Source organism: Vibrio sp. 947 (genome assembly GCF_033339115.1).
In the GTDB taxonomy this organism is placed as follows: Bacteria; Pseudomonadota; Gammaproteobacteria; order Enterobacterales; family Vibrionaceae; genus Vibrio; species Vibrio alginolyticus.
In genome coordinates this window covers 182804-203775 of record NZ_JAWOTX010000009.1, presented here as the reverse complement: position 1 = coordinate 203775, position 20972 = coordinate 182804, and the positions used below count along the sequence as shown (strand labels likewise).

Below are 20972 nucleotides of genomic sequence, written 5' to 3'. Positions count from 1 at the left end.
TTTGTGTTCGGGAATTATGCAACCTGAGAGTTTAAGTCATCGCGGTAGCGTTGAATATGCTCAACAATTGGTGCGGCTTTGTTGAACGTTCTGATTTCTCTAAATAGGTCTTTTGCTTCAGGATAAGCCTGACGTAAGTAAGAGAACCATTGTTTTACGCGGTTTGGGTAATACAAGCCTTTATCGCCTTTCATCTCGAACTTGGAGTAATAGATGAGCAACTCAACCACCTCGGGCCATGACATTGGCTGGTGGTTATGTTTCACCATATTGCCTAAGTTAGGGATATTGAAAGCGCCTCGGCACACCATCAAAGAGTTAACGCCAGTCGTTTCAATGCAACGTTGACCGTCTTCATAATTCCAAATTTCACCATTCGCTATCAGTGGGATATCAAAACGTTCGCGAATTTGGTTGATGTAATCCCATTTTATCTCAGAAGCTTTATAACCACCTTGTTTAGTACGTGCGTGTACGGTCAATTCATTTGCGCCAGCAGACTGAATGGCATCGACAATTTCAAAGCAATCTTCAGGGTTCTCCCAGCCAAGACGAATTTTTGCAGTTACGGGAATGGCTTCTGGAACGGCTTCTCGACAAGCTTTAACCACACGGTGAATGAGCTCTGGATGTTGGAGTAGCGCTGCTCCACCTTTACTTTTGTTGACCATTTTGGCTGGGCAACCAAAGTTTATATCAATGCCTCTTGCGCCAAGGTTTGCCGCTTTAATTGCGTTCTCAGCCATCCAGTTCGGTTCTTGTCCCAACAATTGCACATGTACTGGCACACCAGATGCAGTCTGAGAACCTTGCAACAGCTCTGGGCATAAACGGTGAAACACATGATCGGGTAATAGCTGGTCGATTACGCGAACAAACTCCGTAACACACAGGTCATAGTCGTTTATCTCGGTCAGGATTTGGCGCATCAAATGATCTAAAACGCCTTCCATTGGGCCTAGTACAACTCGCATAGCTTGCCTAATACAGTTTGGTGGTAAAAAGGAGGGCGATTGTAGCGATGTAAGTTAAGTTTGTCATTAAAAGAGTCGAAGCGCCCAATGTAGTCAAACACACAACGTTAGGTTACGTGCTTTTGAGCTCTGAGGTATAATGCCGCCAAATTTATGGGAAACCAGATGTCATGCAATACACATTGATTGAAAAAGGTGAAGTTCACGTCGATGAATCTTGCCTATTTATCGAAGGCGCAGTGTTAGCTGCGAATCTGACGACAAAACCACTCGCTCCTGAAAAGTGGTTAGAGCCGCTATTAGGTGAGGGATTCAAAGCGATTCAACCAGCTGTGGAAGAGCAAATTCACAAGCAGCATAACCGAATTCAACGAAACGAATATTCCGTGCTAGAGCTAACAGGCAAAGAACCTGAACAACTTGCTGATTTTGCCGAAGGCTTTATGTCTGTTTGGCCAATGATTGAAGAACAGTGGCAAGACGTTGAGCTCAATGATGGATTACAGCGTATGCTGCAAGCATTACTGACCACTTTGATGCTGGCGATCGATGAGCCAGCAACGCAGCAACAGATGCGCGACGCAGGTATTGAAACGCCACCGGCCCTGACAGATTTAGTCGACCAGCTTGATTTAATGGTCGGTGAAGTCGCGCTGGGCGCGGATGAGTTGATGGTAGGCAATAAAGCTCAAAGCCTAAACCCATTCAAAGGTATCGGGCGCAATGATCTCTGTCCTTGTGAGAGCGGAAAAAAATTCAAGCAGTGCTGTGGTCAATAACGCGGCTAAGTCGAATCGCCGCGCTATCCACTTAACAAAAAGCCGACCAGATGGTCGGCTTTTTGTTAATTTTTACGCGTCAGTAGGATTAACGAATTGGATTAACGCGTTTTGCAGGGAAGAATTGTGCAATTACAATTAATGCCAAAGCGATTAAATTGCCTGCAAAAATTACGACTAACCATTGTGGCATTGATAAATCAAGGAACTGCCATACAACCTTAGAGCAATCACCATATGCTTCAAACATCCAAGGAACCCACTGATTGAGCGGAGCCCAGCTAGGGAATGTGACGAATAAATCGCAAGTCGCGAATGGTGATGGATTAAACTGGTAGTCAACGTGCTGCATCGCAAGTAACAAACCCTTGTAAGCACTTAATCCCCAGCCTATCAAACCTAGCCAGCGGAAAATTGGGTTCTTGGGTGCCAATATACCAACCATTGCAGCGACGCCCACTCCCATCATCGCGACTCTTTCATAAATACACATGACACATGGTGCAAGCATCATGACGTGCTGAAAATAGAGGGCACATGCTTCAAAGAAAACGACGAATAGCAGAAGCAGTAGCCACGATAAACGTCCCTTTGAAAACTGGTTAAGTGAATTTAAAATAGTCACGTTTTTGTTCCTGTCTGAAATAGAAAAAGCTCTGAATACTCAGAGCTTTTTATCGTGGATAAGTTTCCTAATCAACTCAAATTTTAGTGACCACCGGATACTACGGGAGTCAGATCACCACTATGAGGTAAAATCCAACCAGCTTCGTAGAAAGAAGCTGTTGCAGGCTCTAGGAAGAACATGATTCCCATCAGACCGACAATCGCAAGAACGACGGTGTAAGGCAGCGCCATGATAACCATTCGACCGTAAGACAGACGAATTAATGGAGCGAGAGCCGATGTGAGTAAGAATAGGAATGCCGCTTGACCGTTTGGCGTTGCAACAGAAGGCAGGTTAGTACCAGTATTGATTGCCACCGCCAGTAAGTCGAACTGATCACGAGTAATGAGGCCCTCAATGAGTGCAGTTTTTACTTCATTGATGTAAACCGTACCAACGAACACGTTATCCGACACCATAGATAATAAGCCATTCGCCACATAGAACAGAGCTAGCTGAGTACCTTTATCTTCAACGGCAAGCACCGCATCGATGACTGGTTTAAACAGCTCTTGGTCAATGATTACAGCAACGATCGAGAAAAATACTGCAAGCAGTGCAGTGAAGGGCAGGGCCTCTTCAAACGCTTTCCCCATGGAGTGCTCTTCAATGACACCAGTAAATGCGGTCGCTAAAATGATCACAGAAAGGCCAATTAAGCCGACAGCAGCTAAGTGCAAAGCGAGTGCAACGATCAACCAAACCGCAATAAGACCTTGAACCCAGAGTTTTGCGACATCTTGATTTGTTCGCGTTTTACGCTCTTCACGGTCAAAATCGACGAGGATCTGACGAACGTTATTAGGAAGCTTCGCGCCGTAGCCAAACACTTTAAGCTTTTCAACTAAAGCACAAGTGATGAGACCACAGAAAAATACAGGTAGTGTCACTGGAGACATACGGATTAGGAATTCACCAAATAACCAACCCGCTTGGTCTGCAATAATTAAGTTTTGAGGTTCACCAACCATCGTGGTTACGCCACCTAAGGCAGTACCTACACCAGCATGCATCAACAAAGAGCGCAAAAAGGCACGATAGTTTTCTAAGTCATCACGCGTTAGTTCAGTGATCGTGTCATCTTGTGTATGGTCATGGTCACCGATAGGGTTACCAGACGCTACTTTGTGATAGATAGAGTAAAAGCCGATCGCCACGCTGATAACAACGGCGATAACCGTCAAGGCATCCAAAAATGCAGACAAAAATGCCGCAGCAAAGCAGAACGCGAGTGATAGTAGGGTTTTAGAGCGAATGCCAAGTAAAATTTTGGTAAAAATGAACAGCAATAGCTGCTTCATGAAGTAGATGCCCGCAACCATAAACACCAGAAGTAGCAGTACTTCGATATTTGCTACTAATTCGTGCTTAACTTGCGCAGGGCTAGTCATGCCGATAGCAATGGCTTCAATAGCAAGTAAACCGCCAGGTTGTAATGGGTAGCATTTTAATGCCATTGCTAGCGTGAAAATAAATTCAGCGACCAACAACCATCCAGCTACAAATGGGTTTATTAGGAAGAATACAATCGGGTTAATTATTAAGAAGGCTATAATGGCAACTTTGTACCAATCAGGCGCTTTACCAAGGAAGTTCTTGATAAAAGCGTTTCCGAGCGATATCGGCATGATAATTCTCTTTATAACAAAATTATGAATAGACACTACAATAGTGCTTAAGTATCTGTTTGTTAGACTTATTAACTAGTCTTTAAAAACAATAACTTAGTAAAACAACAATCCTTTGTTTATTGTAGTCTTGCCAAGTTACTTCCCCTGAACTCAAGCACCGCTCACTTTCGACCGCAAACTCTACACTCAGGCATTTATTAGTCAATAACAAAACGTGATGCTACCGACTAAAATGACTTTTTAAATGTAATAACGCGATCAAAACGGCGTTACTATACCATGAAAGTCTTAAAAAAATCCTCTTGGATTTTAAATGACGGTCAGTGACGAGAAAAGGCAAATTAAGAAAGAATATTAACTGTGATATACAAAGTAATTTTTCATATTTTGAATATAAAAATGTGACACGGTTGTCTTTATTTCTCCGAGATTTGTGAGCTGTTTAATTAAATGAAAATTCATATTTTACTGCTTTCGCTCGCATGTTAGAGCCTCTTAAATTGACACAACATATAGAGTATTAACTCTATGTTATGGAGTCATTTCCACTATTGATCGTAAATTTTCTCAAACCGCTAAGTAGTGGTATGATGAGTAGTATCGACCCTCAGAAATCAATATTGGATAAAAAGTAGAATGGTCATAAAGGCGAAAAGCCCTGCGGGATTCGCAGAAAAATATATTATCGAGAGCATTTGGAACGGCCGTTTTCCTCCAGGCTCAATTTTACCTGCTGAGCGCGAGCTGTCCGAACTGATTGGTGTTACTCGAACGACTTTAAGAGAGGTTCTTCAACGACTAGCCCGTGACGGATGGTTAACTATCCAGCACGGCAAACCTACGAAAGTTAACCAATTTATGGAGACCTCTGGCCTGCATATTTTGGATACTTTAATGACGCTAGACGTTGATAATGCGACAAACATTGTAGAAGATCTGCTTGCGGCACGTACCAACATCAGTCCTATCTTTATGCGCTATGCATTTAAAGCGAACAAAGAGAGCTCTGAGCGTACAATTAAGAACGTAATCGAATCTTGTGAAGCTTTAATGAATGCGGCTTCCTGGGACGAATTCATCGCTTCTTCGCCGTATGCTGAAAAAGTTCTGCAGAATGTGAAAGAAGATAACGAGAAAGATGAAGCGAAGCGTCAAGAAATCTTGATTGCTAAAACGTTCAACTTTTACGATTATATGCTTTTCCAGCGCCTAGCATTCCATTCAGGAAATCAAATTTACGGTTTGATCTTTAATGGTTTGAAGAAGCTCTACGATCGTGTCGGTAGCTACTACTTCTCAAATCCAGCTTCTCGTGAGCTAGCTCTGAAGTTTTACCATCAATTGCTCGAAACTTGTGAAAGTGGCCAGCGTGAGCAACTACCAGTAGTGATTCGTCATTATGGTATGGAAAGTGCGTTGATCTGGAACGAAATGAAAAAGCAATTACCAACGAACTTCACGGAAGACGACAGCTAAGCGCTGACAAGTTGGATAAACGAAAACCGCAGTGCCTTAGGCCTGCGGTTTTTTTGTTTTTATTTATAAGTCGGCGACGAACCAAGCACCAATAATAAGGTATGGAACGTTTATCCTGCTAGTGAGAGTCTGGGTAACGGTAGATATAATGACTCTACGACATCTGAAAGGACATGGTCGTAAGTATTGAAGATGGTCAATGACAAGTCCGATGTGACGCCATAAAGCTCTGCTTCTGTTAAGTCGACATGACTCCCTGTCACGTATTCATTTAGCGTCTGTATTGAGCGCGTGGAAGCAGGAGAGGTAATGCTAAGTGGAGCGATAACCGCTAGTTGGTTTAGCTTACGCATCATGACCGATGCATAGTTTTTGAAACGCTCATTTCCGCCTTGTTCTCCTAAATCTTGAATGCTGATTCGTAACTGAGTCAGGGTCTCCAAGCTATCCATGATGTTTTGCCAGTTCATGTGATACTCATTATGCAAGTCATCTCTTTGCTCAACCGCTAGCCATGCGATGGTTACTTCATCCATCAAAAACAAGCAATGACGAATTAACTTACCATGCTCCATCTGGTTTCTTGCAACACTATGGTCATTCCATTGTTCAAGTAGTTTCCCTACTTTAATCTGTAATACGCGATACATGGGTTTGTTTTCAAACCGTGATGTTTCGACTAAAAGATGCAGCTTGTTAGTCAGAGCATCATGAAGAGCGTCCAATTTTTGTTGATCGTTTTGTTGGAATTGAAGCGAGTAGTGAGTAGCAGCTCGGTGGTGTCTCAGAAGGTGAACAACATCTCGCAACAATGTTAACAGCTGATATTTGCGCGCATGTTGCTGCTCTCGTTTAGAAGATAAGTGATATATTCCAGCTAAAATAGCGATGGACAATAGTGTGGAAATCAAAACAAACATAACCAACTCCTTGTTAGTGTTTGGACCTAACAAGAAAGATTGCAGTTTTGATGCCACTAATTAAATTCTATTAAAACAGTAATTTAGGATTGTGATGGGAGAGGTGCTGTACAAGTTTGGTGCACAAATTCCCCAAGAGTGTGAATTCAGTCAAAAAAAGTCCCCGCTGAACTGGCGAGGACTTTTTAAATTTGATCGTAAAGCTACAACTTACATTACGCGCATGCCAGGTTGAGCGCCTTCGTGTGGCTCAAGGATCCACAGGTCGCTACCACCAGGGCCTGCCGCTAGGATCATACCTTCAGACATACCAAACTTCATCTTACGAGGTTTTAGGTTTGCTACCATTACCGTTAGCTTGCCTTCTAGCTCTTCAGGTTTGTAAGCTGACTTGATGCCAGAGAATACCTGACGAGTTTCACCACCGATGTCCAATTGGAACTTAAGCAGTTTGTTGGCTTTTGGTACTTCTTCACAAGAGATGATACGAGCGATACGCATATCTACTGCAGCAAAAGCATCGAACTCAATCTCTTCAGCGATTGGTTCTTTGTCTAGCTCGGTTTGGCTAGCCTTGTTCTTTTCCGCTTCAGCTTTCTCTTTCGCCGCCATTTCTGCCGCCGCATCTTCTTTAGACGCTTCGATCATCGCTTCAACATTCTTCGGATCGATACGGTTGAACAGTGCTTTGAACTTAGTGATCTCGTGGCCTGTTAGTGGAGCAGCGATGTTTTCCCAAGTTAGCTCTTGGTTTAGAAACGCTTCAGTACGCGCAGCTAGCGATGGCATTACTGGTTTCAGGTAAGTCATCAGTACGCGGAATAGGTTGATACCGACAGAACAGATGTCTTGTAGTTCCTGATCTTTGCCTTCTTCTTTTGCTACAACCCACGGTGCTTTTTCATCAACGTATTGGTTAGCTTTGTCTGCCAATGCCGTGATTTCACGGATTGCACGGCCAAACTCACGCGTTTCGTAAAGCTCAGCGATACGGTCAGCAGCAGAAACAAATTCGTTGTAAAGTTCAGGCTCTGCAAAGTTGTCAGACAGTTTGCCTTCAAAACGTTTCGCGATGAAACCTGCGTTACGAGATGCCAGGTTAACGATCTTGTTAACAACGTCAGCGTTTACGCGCTGAGTGAAGTCTTCAAGGTTAAGATCTAGATCGTCGATACGGCTGTTTAGCTTCGCAGCGTAGTAGTAACGTAGACACTCAGGGTCTAGGTGCTCTAGGTAAGTGCTTGCTTTTACGAACGTACCTTTAGACTTCGACATTTTCGCGCCGTTTACGGTTACGTAACCGTGTACGAATACGTTGTTAGGCTTGCGGAAGCCAGAACCCTCTAGCATTGCTGGCCAAAATAGGCTGTGGAAGTAAACGATGTCTTTACCGATGAAGTGGTACAGCTCTGCTGAGCTGTCTTTTTTCCAATACTCGTCGAAATCTAGGTCGTCGCGCTTGTCACATAGATTTTTGAAAGAGCCCATGTAGCCGATAGGCGCGTCTAGCCACACGTAGAAGAATTTGTTCTTCTCACCAGGGATCTCGAAGCCAAAGTATGGTGCGTCACGTGAGATATCCCATTGCTGCAAACCAGATTCGAACCATTCTTGCATTTTGTTCGCTGTTTCAGCTTGCAGCGAGCCAGAGCGAGTCCACTCTTTTAGCATGCTTTCAAACTGAGGTAGGTCGAAGAAGAAGTGCTCTGAATCTTTCATTACTGGCGTCGCACCAGAAACCGCAGATTTAGGATTGATCAGTTCTGTTGGGCTGTAAGTCTCACCACAGTTGTCACAGTTGTCACCGTACTGGTCTTCAGACTTACATTTTGGACAGGTACCTTTTACGAAACGGTCCGGTAAGAACATCTCTTTTTCTGGATCGAACAGCTGAGAGATAGTGCGGCTAGAGATAAAGCCATTTTTCTTCAACTCAAGGTAAATGTGTGACGCTAGCTCACGGTTCTCATCTGAGTGTGTGCTGTGGTAGTTATCAAAGCTGATATCAAATCCAGCGAAGTCTTTTTGGTGCTCTTCGCTAACTGCGGCAATCATTTCTTCAGGAGTAATACCCATCTGTTGCGCTTTAAGCATGATTGGCGTGCCGTGAGCATCGTCAGCACAGATGAAGTTTACAGTGTTGCCGCGTAGGCGTTGGTAACGAACCCAAATGTCCGCTTGGATATGCTCAAGCATATGACCAAGGTGGATCGAACCGTTAGCGTACGGAAGGGCACAAGTTACCAGCATTTTCCTTGACGGAAAGTTTTTTGGATCGTTTGCCATACTTAATATTCGCTTTTCTTGATAGGTATAAATAAATTTTGATGGATAATACTACCCCATGAACTGACTAACTCCAAGGTGTCAAACTGCGGAATGCCTTAGTTTTTTTGGGGTTCTGGTTGAGCCTGGACGGTGGTAGCATGACATCTAAAAGGAGGGCTTATGCATCAGTTCACTTCAAAACAAGATTTTTGTCACTGGTTTAACCAATTCCAACATCTACATTTGGTGGAAAACTGGGCAGATATTCATGGCGCAATTTCGATTACGACACAGGGTTCTATTGATATAACGTTGCCATTCGCAAGTAATGAGCTTCAAACCGTACTGCATGACTGGATCAAACAGCAGCAAGCCTCGGGTAAAGTGGCTGAGTTCCCATTTAATATTCGCCTTGGAGTTAAAGCTTTAGAAACTCAAGTGGCTAACTCGGTTAAGGGTGTTAAGAACATCATTGCCGTCAGTTCTGCGAAAGGTGGCGTTGGTAAATCTACTACCGCAGTTAACTTAGCGTTGGCAATTGCTCAATCTGGGGCGAAAGTGGGATTGTTGGATGCAGATATCTATGGTCCGTCTGTACCTATGATGTTGGGGCAAGAAGATGCTAAACCAGAAGTTCGTGATGGCAAGTGGATGGAACCCATTTTTGCTCACGGCATCTATACTCATTCTATCGGTTATTTGGTGGATAAATCAGAAGCGGCGATATGGCGCGGTCCAATGGCTTCAAAAGCGTTGTCGCAGTTATTAACTGAAACAGATTGGCCAGATTTGGATTATTTGGTGATTGATATGCCGCCAGGTACAGGGGATATTCAATTGACTCTGTCACAACAAATTCCGGTAACAGGTAGCGTGCTAGTCACAACACCGCAAGATTTAGCTCTTGCCGATGCAAGGAAGGGTGCGGCAATGTTTAACAAAGTCCATGTCCCAGTCATTGGTGTTGTGGAAAACATGAGTTATCACATTTGTAGTCAATGTGGCGCGAAAGAGCATATTTTTGGTATGGGCGGAGCTGAAAAAATGTCGCAAGAATTTGGCTTAGCATTGTTAGGACAAATTCCGCTTCATATCTCTATGCGAGAAGATATTGACGCTGGCGTGCCAACGGTAGCAAGACGCCCAGAAAGTGAGCATGCAGGGTATTATAAGCAACTTGCCGATCGCGTATGTAGCACGATGTTTTGGCAAGGCAAAGCAAAACCTAATGCGATTAGCTTTACAATGGTGAACTAAGTTTACTATGCCTGTTGGTTGATAATTGCACATTTTAACGTTTGCTCGGAGGTTAATCCTCTGAGCAGGCAGAAACTTATGACTAAACCCTAATTCCAACTAGTAACTATGGGGTGAACTCCCTATAATCAGGCAGTTTATCTTTTTATGTGACTAGAAATCATCATCGGGTGCAAACTAATGTCTGATAATAATCAATGCGTCATCGTAGGTATTGCTGGCGCTTCTGCTTCTGGAAAAAGTCTGATCGCGAGCACTATTTATAATGAGCTTCGCGCGAAAGTAGGCGATCATCAAATCGGTGTCATCACGGAAGATTGCTACTACAACGACCAAAGCCACCTAAGCATGGAAGAGCGAGTAAAGACGAACTACGATCACCCGAGTGCGTTGGACCACGACCTACTGTGTGAGCACCTAGAAAAATTGGTACGTGGTGAAGCAGTAGAAGTGCCTGAGTACAGCTACACTGAGCACACAAGAACAATTAACACCACCACAATGACACCTAAAAAGGTGATCATTCTAGAAGGTATCCTTCTTCTTACAGACCCTCGTCTTCGTGATTTGATGCATGCGACAGTATTTATGGACACACCGTTAGATATTTGCTTGCTTCGCCGTGTTAAGCGTGATGTGGAAGAACGAGGCCGAACTATGGAGTCTGTTCTTAAGCAATACCAACAAACAGTACGTCCGATGTTCATGCAGTTTATCGAACCTTCTAAGCAATATGCGGACATTATTGTTCCTCGCGGTGGTAAAAACCGTATCGCAATTGATGTATTAAAAGCTCACATTGCAAGACTTTTGAAAGCTTAAGCCTATAGACGGCTATATCGCTTTATTTTTAAGAGAAGAAGTGGCACCTTAAGTGCCACTTCTTTTTTTGTTTTTAAATTAGTCAGTTGCAGGTTAAAACCAGACACTTTTCACGCTTTTGTGGAACTGTCAGCGGTAAATGGAGTCTGCGCTTATAATTGTAAAAACACTCGAGCAAGGAAAAACAAATGAAGAAACTGCTCTTAATTCTAGCAATACCGATTGTGGTCATTTTGGTCGCAATTTTAGCGTTAACCATCTTCGTCAATCCGAATCAGTTTAAACCCCTTATTGTTGAGCAAGCGCAAAAGCAAACGGGATTAGAGTTGGTGATTGAAGGGGATATCAGTTGGCAATTTTTCCCATCGATTGGCTTTGAGTTGGGACATACAGAATTGCGAAACCCACAAGGCTTTAGTAAACCCAATTTATTCAAAGTTGATACCGTTGGTGTAGACATCTCTGTTATGCCACTTTTTAGTCAACAGCTTGAAATTGGAAACGTCACGCTTGATGGTGCTGAGTTCTACATTGAAACCAAGAAAGATGGCAGCAAGAATATTGATGCATTGACGAAAGCCCAAACACAACAAGCAGAACAAGAGAGCAATGCTGCGCCTACGCAAAATGGTGAAACGAAAACTTCTGGTTCTGATTGGAGTATTAATCTTGCTGGCGTTACGGTTTCTAACGGTTCATTAGAAATGCAGGATAAGCAAGCCGGTAGTTACACCAAACTTTATGATATTTCATTAAACCTTTCCGAATTCGCTTTTGACAACTGGACAACGGCTGATTTTGGCGTGAAGGGCGAAATGAACGACCAAAAGTTCACCGCGAAAGGTCAGGCAGACTTTAAGCTAGAAAAAGGTTTGGCAAACTACGCGCTAAAGAACATCAACTTTGATGCGACATACTCTGACCCTGCCAATAAAATTGAATCGGCAACGATCGGTTTAGACACGTTTGAATTCGATAAAGTAAATAACCTGACTTATGCCATTAAGGGTGACGCTGGTGGTATGAAGTTAGATATGCAGGGTGCTGGTCAACTTAGCGTGGACAAGGCTATCAGCAAAGTACAGTTGGATAAGTTAACTCTTAAATCGACTTTTGAGGGTGATGCTTTACCTCAGTCCCCGATGAAAGTCGACATGGTGTCTGATCTGTCTTTCGACCTAACGAAAAACCATCTGAGTTTTGTTCTAGAGAAGTTAACAGCGAATGCTATCGCCCTAGATGGTAAGGCAGATGTGACACTCGGTGATATTCCTAAAGTACGCTTTGCTCTCCATAGCCCCAATATCGATCTTGATGAGTTCTTAGGGTTAGATAAGCAAGCTGCCGAAGGTAATAAGCCTGCTTCTGGTGGCGAGAGTGCTCCTGCCGGACCTGAGGTTGAGCCTGATTTGTCTGCGTTGAAAGCGTTAGATGTAAAGGGTGACATTACCATCGACAAATTCAAAGCGGCAAATGCGAAGATGGAAGCGGTAAAAACGAGCTTCACTGTAAATCGTGGCGTGTTTGAGCTTACATCATTTAGTTCGAAGTTGTACCAAGGCTCAATCTCAGCGACAGCGAAGTTAGATGCACGCCAATCACCAGCGACTTACAGCGTTAAAAAGTCAATCAAAGGCGTGAAAGTTCAACCGCTACTTATAGACGTTGCTGAGAACGACAAACTTGAAGGGACAGGTAACATTGATGTGAATGTTACAGGTAAGAGTCTAACGCCTACCGGTATCAAGAAGAATCTATCTGGTACGGTTGTTATCAATTTTGCTGACGGTGCGGTGAATGGCATCAACGTTGCTCAGTTGATTCGTGAAAACTATGCGAAATTTAAAGGGCAAAAAGTTGAAGGCACCAATGAAGCTAAGAAAACAGACTTCAGTGCGATGACGGCGACATTGAAACTCAACAAAGGTGTAGTATCAACGGATAATATGCAAGCTCAGTCTCCATTGTTACGTGTTCGTGGTAAAGGTACCGCAAACTACATCAATGAAACAGTCGACTTTACTATCAGCACGTCAGTTGTAGGCAGCCTAGAAGGCCAGGGCGGTAAAGATATAGATGAGCTGAAAGACATCACGATTCCAATCAATGTGTCTGGTAAGTGGGCAGAACCTAAATTCAAGCTCGTATTCGATGATGTTCTGAAGCAGAAAGCTCAAAAAGAAATCGATCGTGGCGTGGAGAAGCTAACGGACAAAATCAAAGACGAGAAAACCAAAGATGCGGTCGATGGTTTATTGAAGAATCTTTTCAACTAACCGTGCGTGAAAACCAAAAGGGTTGGCATTTTGCCAACCCTTTTTAAATTACTCTGCGAGTGTTACCAATCGACGCCTTTGAGGGCTTTTACGCCAGATTCAAATGCGTGCTTTACATTTTTCACTTCAGAAACGGTATCGGCCATTTCAATCAGGGTTCGATGTGCGCCACGCCCAGTAATAATAACCGACTGCATTTTAGGTCGGTTGCTCAGCGCTTCGACCACTTCGTCTAAGTCGATGTAGCCGTAGCTCACCATATAAGTTAGCTCGTCAAACAAGATGACATCGATAGAGTCGTCTTGCATCATGCGTTTACATTCTTGCCATACGCCTTGCGCTGCTTCGGTATCAGCGGCTTTGTTTTGAGTTTCCCATGTAAAGCCGGTCGCCATTACTTGGAATTCAACGCCGAGTTTCTCAAGTAGGTTGCGCTCACCGTTGTCCCAAGTACCTTTAATAAACTGCGCGACAGCACAATTCAAACCATGACCCACTGCGCGTGCGATCGTACCGAATCCTGATGTCGATTTACCTTTACCATTTCCGGTAATGATCAGTAGCAGACCTTTTTCCTCTTGAGCAGCAGCGATTTTTGCGTCTACCTGTTCTTTGACTTTTTGTTGGCGAGCTTTATGGCGTGCTTCTTTATTTTCTTCGATAGACATAATACTTCCTCAATTCCTTTTCGTGCTGTGCCCAAGCTAATTTGGGTTCATTGATTTATCTCGCTATGATAGACCAACATATCGTGAAGAAAAACCACCGATAATTCAGGGAATAAAATGAAGAAAATACTTGTTGTTTGTATGGGAAACATTTGTCGGTCACCAACTGGAGAGGCAGTGTTAAGAGCGAAAGCTCAAAAGCTAGGCGTTGAAGTAGAGGTTGAGTCGGCAGGTACAATTGGCTACCACGCAGGAAACCGACCGGATTCAAGAGCGATGGCAGCAGGAAAGCTGCGAGGCTATTCTTTTAGAGGAATGCAAGCGCGCCAAGTCACCATTGATGACTTTGAAAAGTTTGACCTTATATTAGCCGCAGATAAAGCAAATTTGGCCGATTTATTGGATATTTGTCCGTTGAAGTATCGACACAAAGTATCGTTATTTTTAAGTCATTCTGGGTCAGGTTACGACGAAGTCCCTGATCCATACTATGGTGGGGAAGATGGCTTTGAACTGGTGCTTGATTTAATCGAAGAGGCATCAGATGCTATTTTGAAGAAGCTATAATCGCCGGGCTTGAAGACAATAGAAAAAGGGATGAGCTCAGCTCATCCCTTTTTATTCGTGTTAACCCGCTAGTATGTCGGTTGCGACTTTGTAGCTTGGGTCTTCCTTCACGTTAATTTCAACCAAGCTGCCAGCTTTGTCCAAAAGTTTACGACAATCTGGGCTTAGGTGACGAAGGTGCAGCGTTTTACCTTGAGCATTGTAACGCTCAGCCAGTGTTTCAATGGCTTCAATTGCAGAGTGATCTGTCACGCGAGAGTCTGCAAAATCGACAATCACATCTTTTGGATCTTCAGGCGCGTTAAACAACTCCAGGAAGTTAGCCGCAGAGCCAAAGAAAATAGGGCCGTGAATCTTGTACTCTTTTGAACCTTCCTCGTTTAAGCACGTGTCGGCATAGATGTGCTTAGCGTGTTGCCATGCAAACATTAATGCAGAAACGATAACACCAACCGCTACGGCAACAGCAAGGTCAGTAAGAACAGTAACAACGGTCACAAGAACAATAACGAAGAAGTCTTGCTTCGGTACGCGGCGTGCTAGCTTAAATGTTGCCCATTCGAATGTACCAATGACAACCATGAACATCACACCAACCAGAGCAGCGAGTGGGATCATTTCAATTAGCGAAGAAGCGAATAAGATAAACATCAATAGAGCGATAGCCGCAACGATACCAGATAGACGGCCGCGACCACCTGAGTTTACGTTGATCATCGACTGACCAATCATCGCACAACCACCCATTGCGCCAAACACAGAACACGTCATGTTTGCCATACCTTGACCGATACATTCGCGGTTAGATTGACCACGAGTATTCGTCATCTCATCTAAAACTGTCAGTGTTAGTAGAGATTCAATTAGACCAATGGCCGCGAGAATGATCGCGTATGGAAGAATGATTTGTAGTGTCTCTAGTGTAAATGGTACCGCAGGAATAGAGAAGGTTGGTAGTGAACCTGCGAGTGTTGCAGCTTCATCTCCAGACATTGTACGCAGGAAGTCAACAACAGTGCGAGTTTCCAGATCCAAGCCAACCACTAAAGCCGTCACCGTTACGATCGCAACAAGTGAAGAGGGTACAGCTGTTGTGATTTTTGGTAGAAAGTGAATGATTGCCATAGTCAGCGCAACCAAACCAAGCATTAGCAGCATCTGGTCTTGTGGTAGCCAAGTAAGCATGCCGTTGATGTCAGGCGCTTTAAACTGACCCAACTGAGCTAGGAAGATAACAATAGCCAGACCGTTCACAAAACCGATCATCACAGGGTGAGGTACGATACGGATGAACTTACCCAATTTAAACATACCAGCGGCAATTTGAAGAATACCAGCGAGCATGATGGCTGCGAATAGGTACTGGACACCGTGAGTCGCGACAAGCGAAACCATTACGACTGCCATGGCACCTGTTGCACCAGAGATCATGCCGGGACGACCACCGAAAATGGAAGTAATAAGACCAACGATGAATGCAGCGTAAAGACCGACCATCGGATCTACGCCTGCGACGAACGCAAATGCGACAGCTTCAGGAACCAATGCTAGCGCAACGGTTAAGCCTGATAGCACATCATTTTTTACGGAGTGCTTAGAAAATTGGGGAAATTCGAACATGTTTGTTTTTAAGTTCTCTTTGCAATGAGTTAAACCCGACACATATTCGTATTTGCACAAGCCACTGAGTGGTTGATTTCTAATCAAACATTGCAGTGTAAACCGTAGTATTAAAAGAGCAGCATCAGAATGGTGTCGAAAACTTGAGTCGGCGCATGCTACCGAAAAGTGTGATTAAGTTCAAGAATGATACGAATAATGGCGTACAAATGTGATCGCGAATTGGTATTTATATGAACAATTTATTGGGCAGATATGAAGATAAAAAAGGCTACCAGATGGTAGCCTTTAATTTATTTATGCCGTTAAGCAGTTGAACGTAATGATTTAGCCTAGTTAAAGTTAGGCTTTGTCATCTCTGCCGATGCGCGGTTTTTAGCCACTTGGCTACCCGCACCTTTAGCTTGGTAACGTTCGGTTTTGAACGGTGCTGCTGCAACCGTGATTTCGCGTAGCTCTTGAGGGCCAGGTGCTTTTGTCATCGGTGCGCTAGCGTTTAGCTTAGCAGCAACTTTGATGGCTTCGACTTTAGGCTCTGGTTTAGCTACTGGCGCTTCGGCTGCAATCTCTTTTGCTGCTTCAACCACAGGCTCTTCAGCTGGTGCCGTTTCTACAATGGCATCAACCGGTTCAGCATGTTCAGTTGCAGGAGTTTCAACGATAGGCTCTACAGAGGCTGTTTCTACTACTGCCGATTCAGTTTTTTCTGCGATTACTGCTTCCACAACAGGTGCTTCTACTGCTGGAGATTCAACTTTCGCTTCAACGGTTTCTTGAACCTTGTGTTCAACAACTGGAGCATCTGTTACGACAGGTTGCTCGCGACGAATAATCACTTTACCCATTGCCATTTCTGGACACGCAAAGCCACCTTGGATTGTAGGTACTGCTGCTACAGCTTCTTCCTTAACTCGCTCTTCCTTCTTAGGTGCTGGTTTCGGAATGTAACGTGGCATTACTTTACCCATAGCCATTTCAGGAGAAGCGACACCTCCCTTACGTAGGCGGAACGGGTTAGGGCGGCGATCACGGCCACGGCGACGACGCTGGCCGCTTGCACGCAGGTGACGTGGCGAACGACGATTACGACGTTGCTTAGACTCTGCTTGCTTGTTGTCTTGCTGTGCTTCTACCGCTGCTTCTGTTGGCTTCTCAACTTTGGTTTCAACCGTTTCTTGAGTCTTAACCGCTGTTTCTTCGGCTTTCCTCTCAACCGCTTCTTGGTCTTTAACGCGTACAGACTTGTTCAGTTTGCGACGTTGGCGACGCTCCTTCACTTTTTCTGCTTTCGCGTTTTGTTGCTTTGGTTTGCTCTCTTCTGGTTTTGTTTCAGTTCGAGCTTCCGCCGCTAGCTGCAGGCCTTTTTCCGCTACTTTTGCATTTGCTTTTTGCTCTTGGGCTTTGTCTGCTTGTTGAGCTTTAGGCTTACGCTTTTGGTTGCGGTTTTGCTGTTTATTGGTTTGTTGTTGAGCTTCGTTTTGCTCATTCGCTTGCTCATCACGAGGCTTACGACGACGTCGGTTATCGCGATTGTCGCGGTTATCACGATTATCGCGCTGGTTGTTATTGCGACGACGATCGTTGCGATCACGCTTATTACGTCGATTATCGCGATTTGGTTTTTTCTCTTCCTGAGGTTTCTGTTCTTCTTTTGTTTCTTCAGAACCACCGAATAGGAAGCTACCAAGTGCTTTAAACAGACGGCTGAACAATCCAGGTTTCTCTTCTTGTTCAACATTTTGTTCTTTCTTCTTCGCCTCAGGAGCTGGTTTAGCTGCTGGTGCAGGTGCGGTTTGAGACGGAGCAGCAAAGCCTTTAAGAACTGGCTCTTCAATTCGTTTTGGTTTTACGTCAACTTCCGCTGGCTCTTTACCTTCTGCTTCTTTCATTGCTTCCAGTTTCTTAGGAAGTAAGTAAGATATCAGATCGAACTCTTCGCCTTCACGAACACGGATAACTTCAAAGTGCGGTGTTTCCATATCAGAGTTAGGAACAACCGTAATTTTCACTTCTTGAATGCGTTCGATATGGTTTACTGAACGACGTTTTTCGTTCAATAAGTAAGAGGCGATTGGCACAGGTACGACTGCAAGTACTTGTGCTGTGTTGTCTTTTAGCGCTTCCTCTTCAATTAAACGAAGTACAGAAAGTGCTAGAGATTCGTTGTCGCGAACGACACCAGTTCCGCTACAGCGAGGACAGATGTGATGGCTTGCTTCTGCAAGAGAAGGGCTCAAGCGCTGGCGTGACATCTCCAACAAACCAAAGCGAGAAATACGACCGATTTGTACACGAGCGCGGTCAAGGCGAACGGCTTCACGTAGACGGTTTTCTACTTCTCGTTGGTGACGAACTGGGGTCATATCGATAAAGTCGATAACCACTAAGCCACCTAAGTCACGTAGACGCAATTGGCGAGCAATTTCGTCGGCTGCTTCTAGGTTCGTGTTTAGAGCTGTTTCTTCAATATCGCCGCCCTTGGTTGCACGAGCAGAGTTGATATCGATAGACGTTAGTGCTTCAGTCGGGTCAATAACAATAGAACCACCAGATGGAAGACGCACTTCACGTTGGAAAGCCGATTCAATTTGGCTTTCGATTTGGTAGTGGCTGAATAGTGGAACTTCACCTTCATATTTCTTAACGCGGTTAAGGAAATCAGGGCGCACCAATTGAATGTGCTCTTTTGCACGTTCGTAGATGGTGTTGCTATCAATTAAGATTTCGCCAATATCACGACGCAAATAGTCACGGATTGCACGAACGATAACGTTACTTTCTTGGTGGATTAAGAATGGAGCAGGGTTAGAGTCCGCTGCACCTTTGATTGCACCCCAGTGGTTAAGTAGTACATTCAAATCCCACTCAAGCTCTTCAGCACTCTTGCCAACGCCAGCAGTACGTACGATTAGGCCCATGCCCTGAGGCAGTTCCAAAGTACTTAATGCGGCTTTTAGTTGAGTACGCTCGTCACCTTCGATTCGACGAGAAATACCGCCAGCACGAGGGTTGTTAGGCATCAGAACAAGGTAACTACCAGCAAGAGAAATGAAAGTAGTAAGAGCTGCGCCCTTGCTTCCACGTTCTTCTTTTTCCACTTGAACGATAACTTCTTGGCCTTCCGTTAGCACTTCTTTGATGCTTGGACGACCTTGGTAGGTGTAACCTTCAGGGAAATATTCGCGGGCAATTTCTTTGAGAGGGAGGAAACCGTGACGCTCGGCGCCGTAATCAACAAATGCGGCTTCTAAGCTTGGTTCGATACGTGTGATACGTCCTTTGTAGATATTCGCTTTTTTAGATTCATGACCTGGACTCTCGATATCAAGATCGAAAAGTCGCTGGCCATCAACCAGAGCGACACGCAACTCTTCTTTTTGAGTTGCGTTAATTAACATTCTTTTCATTGAAAATTCTCGTTGTCTTTTCTTTTATATCTTTCTTGTCGACTTGCCACTGTTTTTTCGCTCTTTCACGGTGCCTGATCCCATGGCTTGTATTTTGCAGCCTCCCGGCTGGAAGGGGATGCTCTCGGGCACTTCAGTCATCACAAGCCTCTTGTGGTTTCTGTTGGAAACGTAGACTTGTGACCCGCTATTTGGGCGGTAGGTACTCAACGTGAATATGCGAGGAGTAGGGTGGCAAGAGTGTTGAATTCGATGTGTCTCACGCCAATGCTGCACTCGACCTTCAACGATCTACTCACATTGCTTGAGGATAAATGATTGGTAATGAATAAAATGTAACCAAACCTTCCTTAGCAGCTGTGAACTATAGCAGTGCGCGTGGCTATCAGCAATCTGCTTTCACGCAAACGATAGAAAATTTGCCGCTAAACTCAAAATTTCTAATTTATAACTGGCTGTTTCATAAGCAATTGAGATGTGCAAACTGTTCAGGACAGAAAACAAATTGAGAACTTGATTGAGAGTTTTAATAATTTAAACAAAAGCTTGGCGAAATTTAGACCAGTATGTGCCACCGAGTGTTTCTTTTACGACAAGAATAATGTGAAGTCGCACGAAATTGAGTTTACAATACCGCCCATGAACGAAATAAGAACAAAAGTCCAGTTCGTCGACATCGACGAAGATATGGCGGGTCAGCGCATTGATAATTTTTTGCGCAACCAATTAAAAGACATTCCTAAAAGCATGATTTACCGAATTGTGCGTAAGGGCGAAGTGCGCGTAAATAAAAAGCGTATAAAAGCAGAGTACAAGTTAAAAGCAGGCGATCTCGTTCGTATTCCACCGGTGACCGTCGAGAAAAAAGATGACGATGTCGCACCAAGTACGAAACTTAACAAAGTCGCTGAGTTGGAAAATATGATTATCTTCGAAGATGACCATATGTTGATTCTAAACAAACCATCTGGCACCGCTGTGCATGGTGGCAGTGGTTTAAAGTTTGGTGCGATTGAAGCGCTTAGGGCTCTGCGTCCTCAAGCTCGCTTTCTTGAACTTGTGCATCGTATTGACCGTGATACTTCAGGGATTTTGCTGGTTGCTAAGAAGCGTTCTGCACTTCGTCACTTGCAAGCCCAGTTTCGTGAAAAGACAGTAAAGAAGTTTTACTTAGCTCTTGTCATGGGGCAATGGAAAAGCAGTTGTAAGGTTGTGAACGCGCCACTGCTCAAAAACGAAGTGAACAGTATTGTTCGTGTTAACCCTAATGGTAAGCCGTCAGAAACGCGTTTTAAGATTTTGGAAAAGTTCGAACAAGCTACATTGATTCAGGCGAGTCCGATTACTGGTCGAACTCACCAAATACGAGTTCATACGCAATACACTGGTCACCCAATCGCTTGGGATGATCGCTACGGTGATCGTCGCTTTGATGCTTACACAGGTCAAGTTGGTTTAGATCGTTTGTTCCTACACGCGGCAAACATCAAGTTCCAACACCCATCAAATGATGAGTGGATGGAAATCAACGCACCGATGGAACCGAAACTAGAAAAAGTGTTGGCGGGTTTAAGAAACGCGTAACCATGTTTTCCTCGCGGATGCAAAAGGGAGCCTGTGGCTCCCTTTTATCGTATTTG

Annotated in this window: 15 protein-coding genes; 7 read left to right on the top strand and 8 right to left on the bottom strand. The window is 44.2% G+C overall.

Annotated elements, in window-relative coordinates:
* Positions 1 to 14: 14 nt before the first annotated feature.
* Positions 15 to 974: a tRNA dihydrouridine(16) synthase DusC gene (gene dusC / locus R7Q39_RS13970; RefSeq protein ID WP_017633856.1), complete on the bottom strand. Its 960-nt coding sequence runs from the start codon at positions 972 to 974 to the stop codon at positions 15 to 17.
* A 170-nt stretch (positions 975 to 1144) separates the two neighbouring features.
* Between dusC and R7Q39_RS13965 the strand changes: the two genes are divergently transcribed.
* Positions 1145 to 1753: a YecA family protein gene (locus R7Q39_RS13965; protein WP_017821378.1), complete on the top strand. Its 609-nt coding sequence runs from the start codon at positions 1145 to 1147 to the stop codon at positions 1751 to 1753.
* Between the two features lie 88 nt (positions 1754 to 1841).
* Here the strand turns inward: R7Q39_RS13965 and dsbB are convergent, their stop codons facing one another.
* Together dsbB and nhaB are read right to left on the bottom strand one after the other, a co-directional pair.
* The gene (dsbB, locus tag R7Q39_RS13960; RefSeq protein ID WP_017821379.1) at positions 1842 to 2378 is read right to left on the bottom strand and encodes a disulfide bond formation protein DsbB; all 537 of its coding nucleotides are present in this window, start codon (positions 2376 to 2378) and stop codon (positions 1842 to 1844) included.
* A gap of 83 nt (positions 2379 to 2461) precedes the next feature.
* A complete protein-coding gene (nhaB, locus tag R7Q39_RS13955; RefSeq protein WP_005380822.1) occupies positions 2462 to 4048 on the bottom strand; it encodes a Na(+)/H(+) antiporter NhaB in 1587 nt (528 codons plus the stop codon).
* A 639-nt stretch (positions 4049 to 4687) separates the two neighbouring features.
* Here nhaB and fadR point away from each other — a divergent pair.
* Positions 4688 to 5527, top strand: coding sequence for a fatty acid metabolism transcriptional regulator FadR (fadR, locus tag R7Q39_RS13950; RefSeq protein WP_005380824.1), 840 nt, complete (start codon positions 4688 to 4690; stop codon positions 5525 to 5527).
* A 110-nt stretch (positions 5528 to 5637) separates the two neighbouring features.
* Here the strand turns inward: fadR and R7Q39_RS13945 are convergent, their stop codons facing one another.
* Together R7Q39_RS13945 and metG are read right to left on the bottom strand one after the other, a co-directional pair.
* The gene (locus R7Q39_RS13945) at positions 5638 to 6447 is read right to left on the bottom strand and encodes a hypothetical protein (RefSeq protein WP_017821380.1); all 810 of its coding nucleotides are present in this window, start codon (positions 6445 to 6447) and stop codon (positions 5638 to 5640) included.
* 210 nt (positions 6448 to 6657) lie between these two features.
* Positions 6658 to 8733 carry a methionine--tRNA ligase gene (gene metG, locus R7Q39_RS13940; protein WP_062730503.1) on the bottom strand — a complete coding sequence of 692 codons (2076 nt, stop codon included), beginning with the start codon at positions 8731 to 8733 and terminating at the stop codon, positions 6658 to 6660.
* A 162-nt stretch (positions 8734 to 8895) separates the two neighbouring features.
* Between metG and apbC the strand changes: the two genes are divergently transcribed.
* The 3 genes from apbC (at position 8896) to R7Q39_RS13925 (ending at position 13070) form a co-directional block, all read left to right on the top strand.
* Positions 8896 to 9972 (top strand): iron-sulfur cluster carrier protein ApbC, encoded by a 1077-nt coding sequence (gene apbC / locus R7Q39_RS13935; protein ID WP_213899693.1) that lies wholly within the window; start codon positions 8896 to 8898, stop codon positions 9970 to 9972.
* 180 nt (positions 9973 to 10152) lie between these two features.
* Positions 10153 to 10794, top strand: a complete 642-nt coding sequence (udk, locus tag R7Q39_RS13930; protein WP_005380833.1) for a uridine kinase — start codon at positions 10153 to 10155, stop codon at positions 10792 to 10794.
* 188 nt (positions 10795 to 10982) lie between these two features.
* Positions 10983 to 13070 (top strand): AsmA family protein, encoded by a 2088-nt coding sequence (locus tag R7Q39_RS13925; RefSeq protein ID WP_085569760.1) that lies wholly within the window; start codon positions 10983 to 10985, stop codon positions 13068 to 13070.
* Positions 13071 to 13132: 62 nt separating this feature from the next.
* Here the strand turns inward: R7Q39_RS13925 and cobO are convergent, their stop codons facing one another.
* Positions 13133 to 13738, bottom strand: a complete 606-nt coding sequence (gene cobO / locus R7Q39_RS13920) for a cob(I)yrinic acid a,c-diamide adenosyltransferase (protein ID WP_318076386.1) — start codon at positions 13736 to 13738, stop codon at positions 13133 to 13135.
* Positions 13739 to 13855: 117 nt separating this feature from the next.
* Here cobO and R7Q39_RS13915 point away from each other — a divergent pair, with 117 nt between their 5' ends.
* Positions 13856 to 14305 carry a low molecular weight protein-tyrosine-phosphatase gene (locus R7Q39_RS13915; protein WP_176311094.1) on the top strand — a complete coding sequence of 150 codons (450 nt, stop codon included), beginning with the start codon at positions 13856 to 13858 and terminating at the stop codon, positions 14303 to 14305.
* Between the two features lie 60 nt (positions 14306 to 14365).
* Here the strand turns inward: R7Q39_RS13915 and R7Q39_RS13910 are convergent, their stop codons facing one another.
* Positions 14366 to 15925, bottom strand: coding sequence for a SulP family inorganic anion transporter (locus tag R7Q39_RS13910; RefSeq protein WP_005380840.1), 1560 nt, complete (start codon positions 15923 to 15925; stop codon positions 14366 to 14368).
* A gap of 332 nt (positions 15926 to 16257) precedes the next feature.
* Positions 16258 to 19332, bottom strand: coding sequence for a ribonuclease E (rne, locus tag R7Q39_RS13905; protein ID WP_193837603.1), 3075 nt, complete (start codon positions 19330 to 19332; stop codon positions 16258 to 16260).
* 639 nt (positions 19333 to 19971) lie between these two features.
* Between rne and rluC the strand changes: the two genes are divergently transcribed.
* A complete protein-coding gene (gene rluC / locus R7Q39_RS13900) occupies positions 19972 to 20916 on the top strand; it encodes a 23S rRNA pseudouridine(955/2504/2580) synthase RluC (protein WP_021033985.1) in 945 nt (314 codons plus the stop codon).
* The last annotated feature ends 56 nt before the right edge of the window (positions 20917 to 20972 follow it).

Bases quoted from the DNA above. Each gene is read 5' to 3' on its own strand.
- dusC (WP_017633856.1), bottom strand. From the start codon at position 974: ATGCGAGTTGTACTAGGCCCAATGGAAGGCGTTTTAGATCATTTGATG.
- R7Q39_RS13965 (WP_017821378.1), top strand. From the start codon at position 1,145: ATGCAATACACATTGATTGAAAAAGGTGAAGTTCACGTCGATGAATCT.
- nhaB (WP_005380822.1), bottom strand. From the start codon at position 4,048: ATGCCGATATCGCTCGGAAACGCTTTTATCAAGAACTTCCTTGGTAAA.
- fadR (WP_005380824.1), top strand. From the start codon at position 4,688: ATGGTCATAAAGGCGAAAAGCCCTGCGGGATTCGCAGAAAAATATATT.
- R7Q39_RS13945 (WP_017821380.1), bottom strand. From the start codon at position 6,447: ATGTTTGTTTTGATTTCCACACTATTGTCCATCGCTATTTTAGCTGGA.
- metG (WP_062730503.1), bottom strand. From the start codon at position 8,733: ATGGCAAACGATCCAAAAAACTTTCCGTCAAGGAAAATGCTGGTAACT.
- apbC (WP_213899693.1), top strand. From the start codon at position 8,896: ATGCATCAGTTCACTTCAAAACAAGATTTTTGTCACTGGTTTAACCAA.
- udk (WP_005380833.1), top strand. From the start codon at position 10,153: ATGTCTGATAATAATCAATGCGTCATCGTAGGTATTGCTGGCGCTTCT.
- R7Q39_RS13925 (WP_085569760.1), top strand. From the start codon at position 10,983: ATGAAGAAACTGCTCTTAATTCTAGCAATACCGATTGTGGTCATTTTG.
- cobO (WP_318076386.1), bottom strand. From the start codon at position 13,738: ATGTCTATCGAAGAAAATAAAGAAGCACGCCATAAAGCTCGCCAACAA.
- R7Q39_RS13915 (WP_176311094.1), top strand. From the start codon at position 13,856: ATGAAGAAAATACTTGTTGTTTGTATGGGAAACATTTGTCGGTCACCA.
- R7Q39_RS13910 (WP_005380840.1), bottom strand. From the start codon at position 15,925: ATGTTCGAATTTCCCCAATTTTCTAAGCACTCCGTAAAAAATGATGTG.
- rne (WP_193837603.1), bottom strand. From the start codon at position 19,332: ATGAAAAGAATGTTAATTAACGCAACTCAAAAAGAAGAGTTGCGTGTC.
- rluC (WP_021033985.1), top strand. From the start codon at position 19,972: ATGAACGAAATAAGAACAAAAGTCCAGTTCGTCGACATCGACGAAGAT.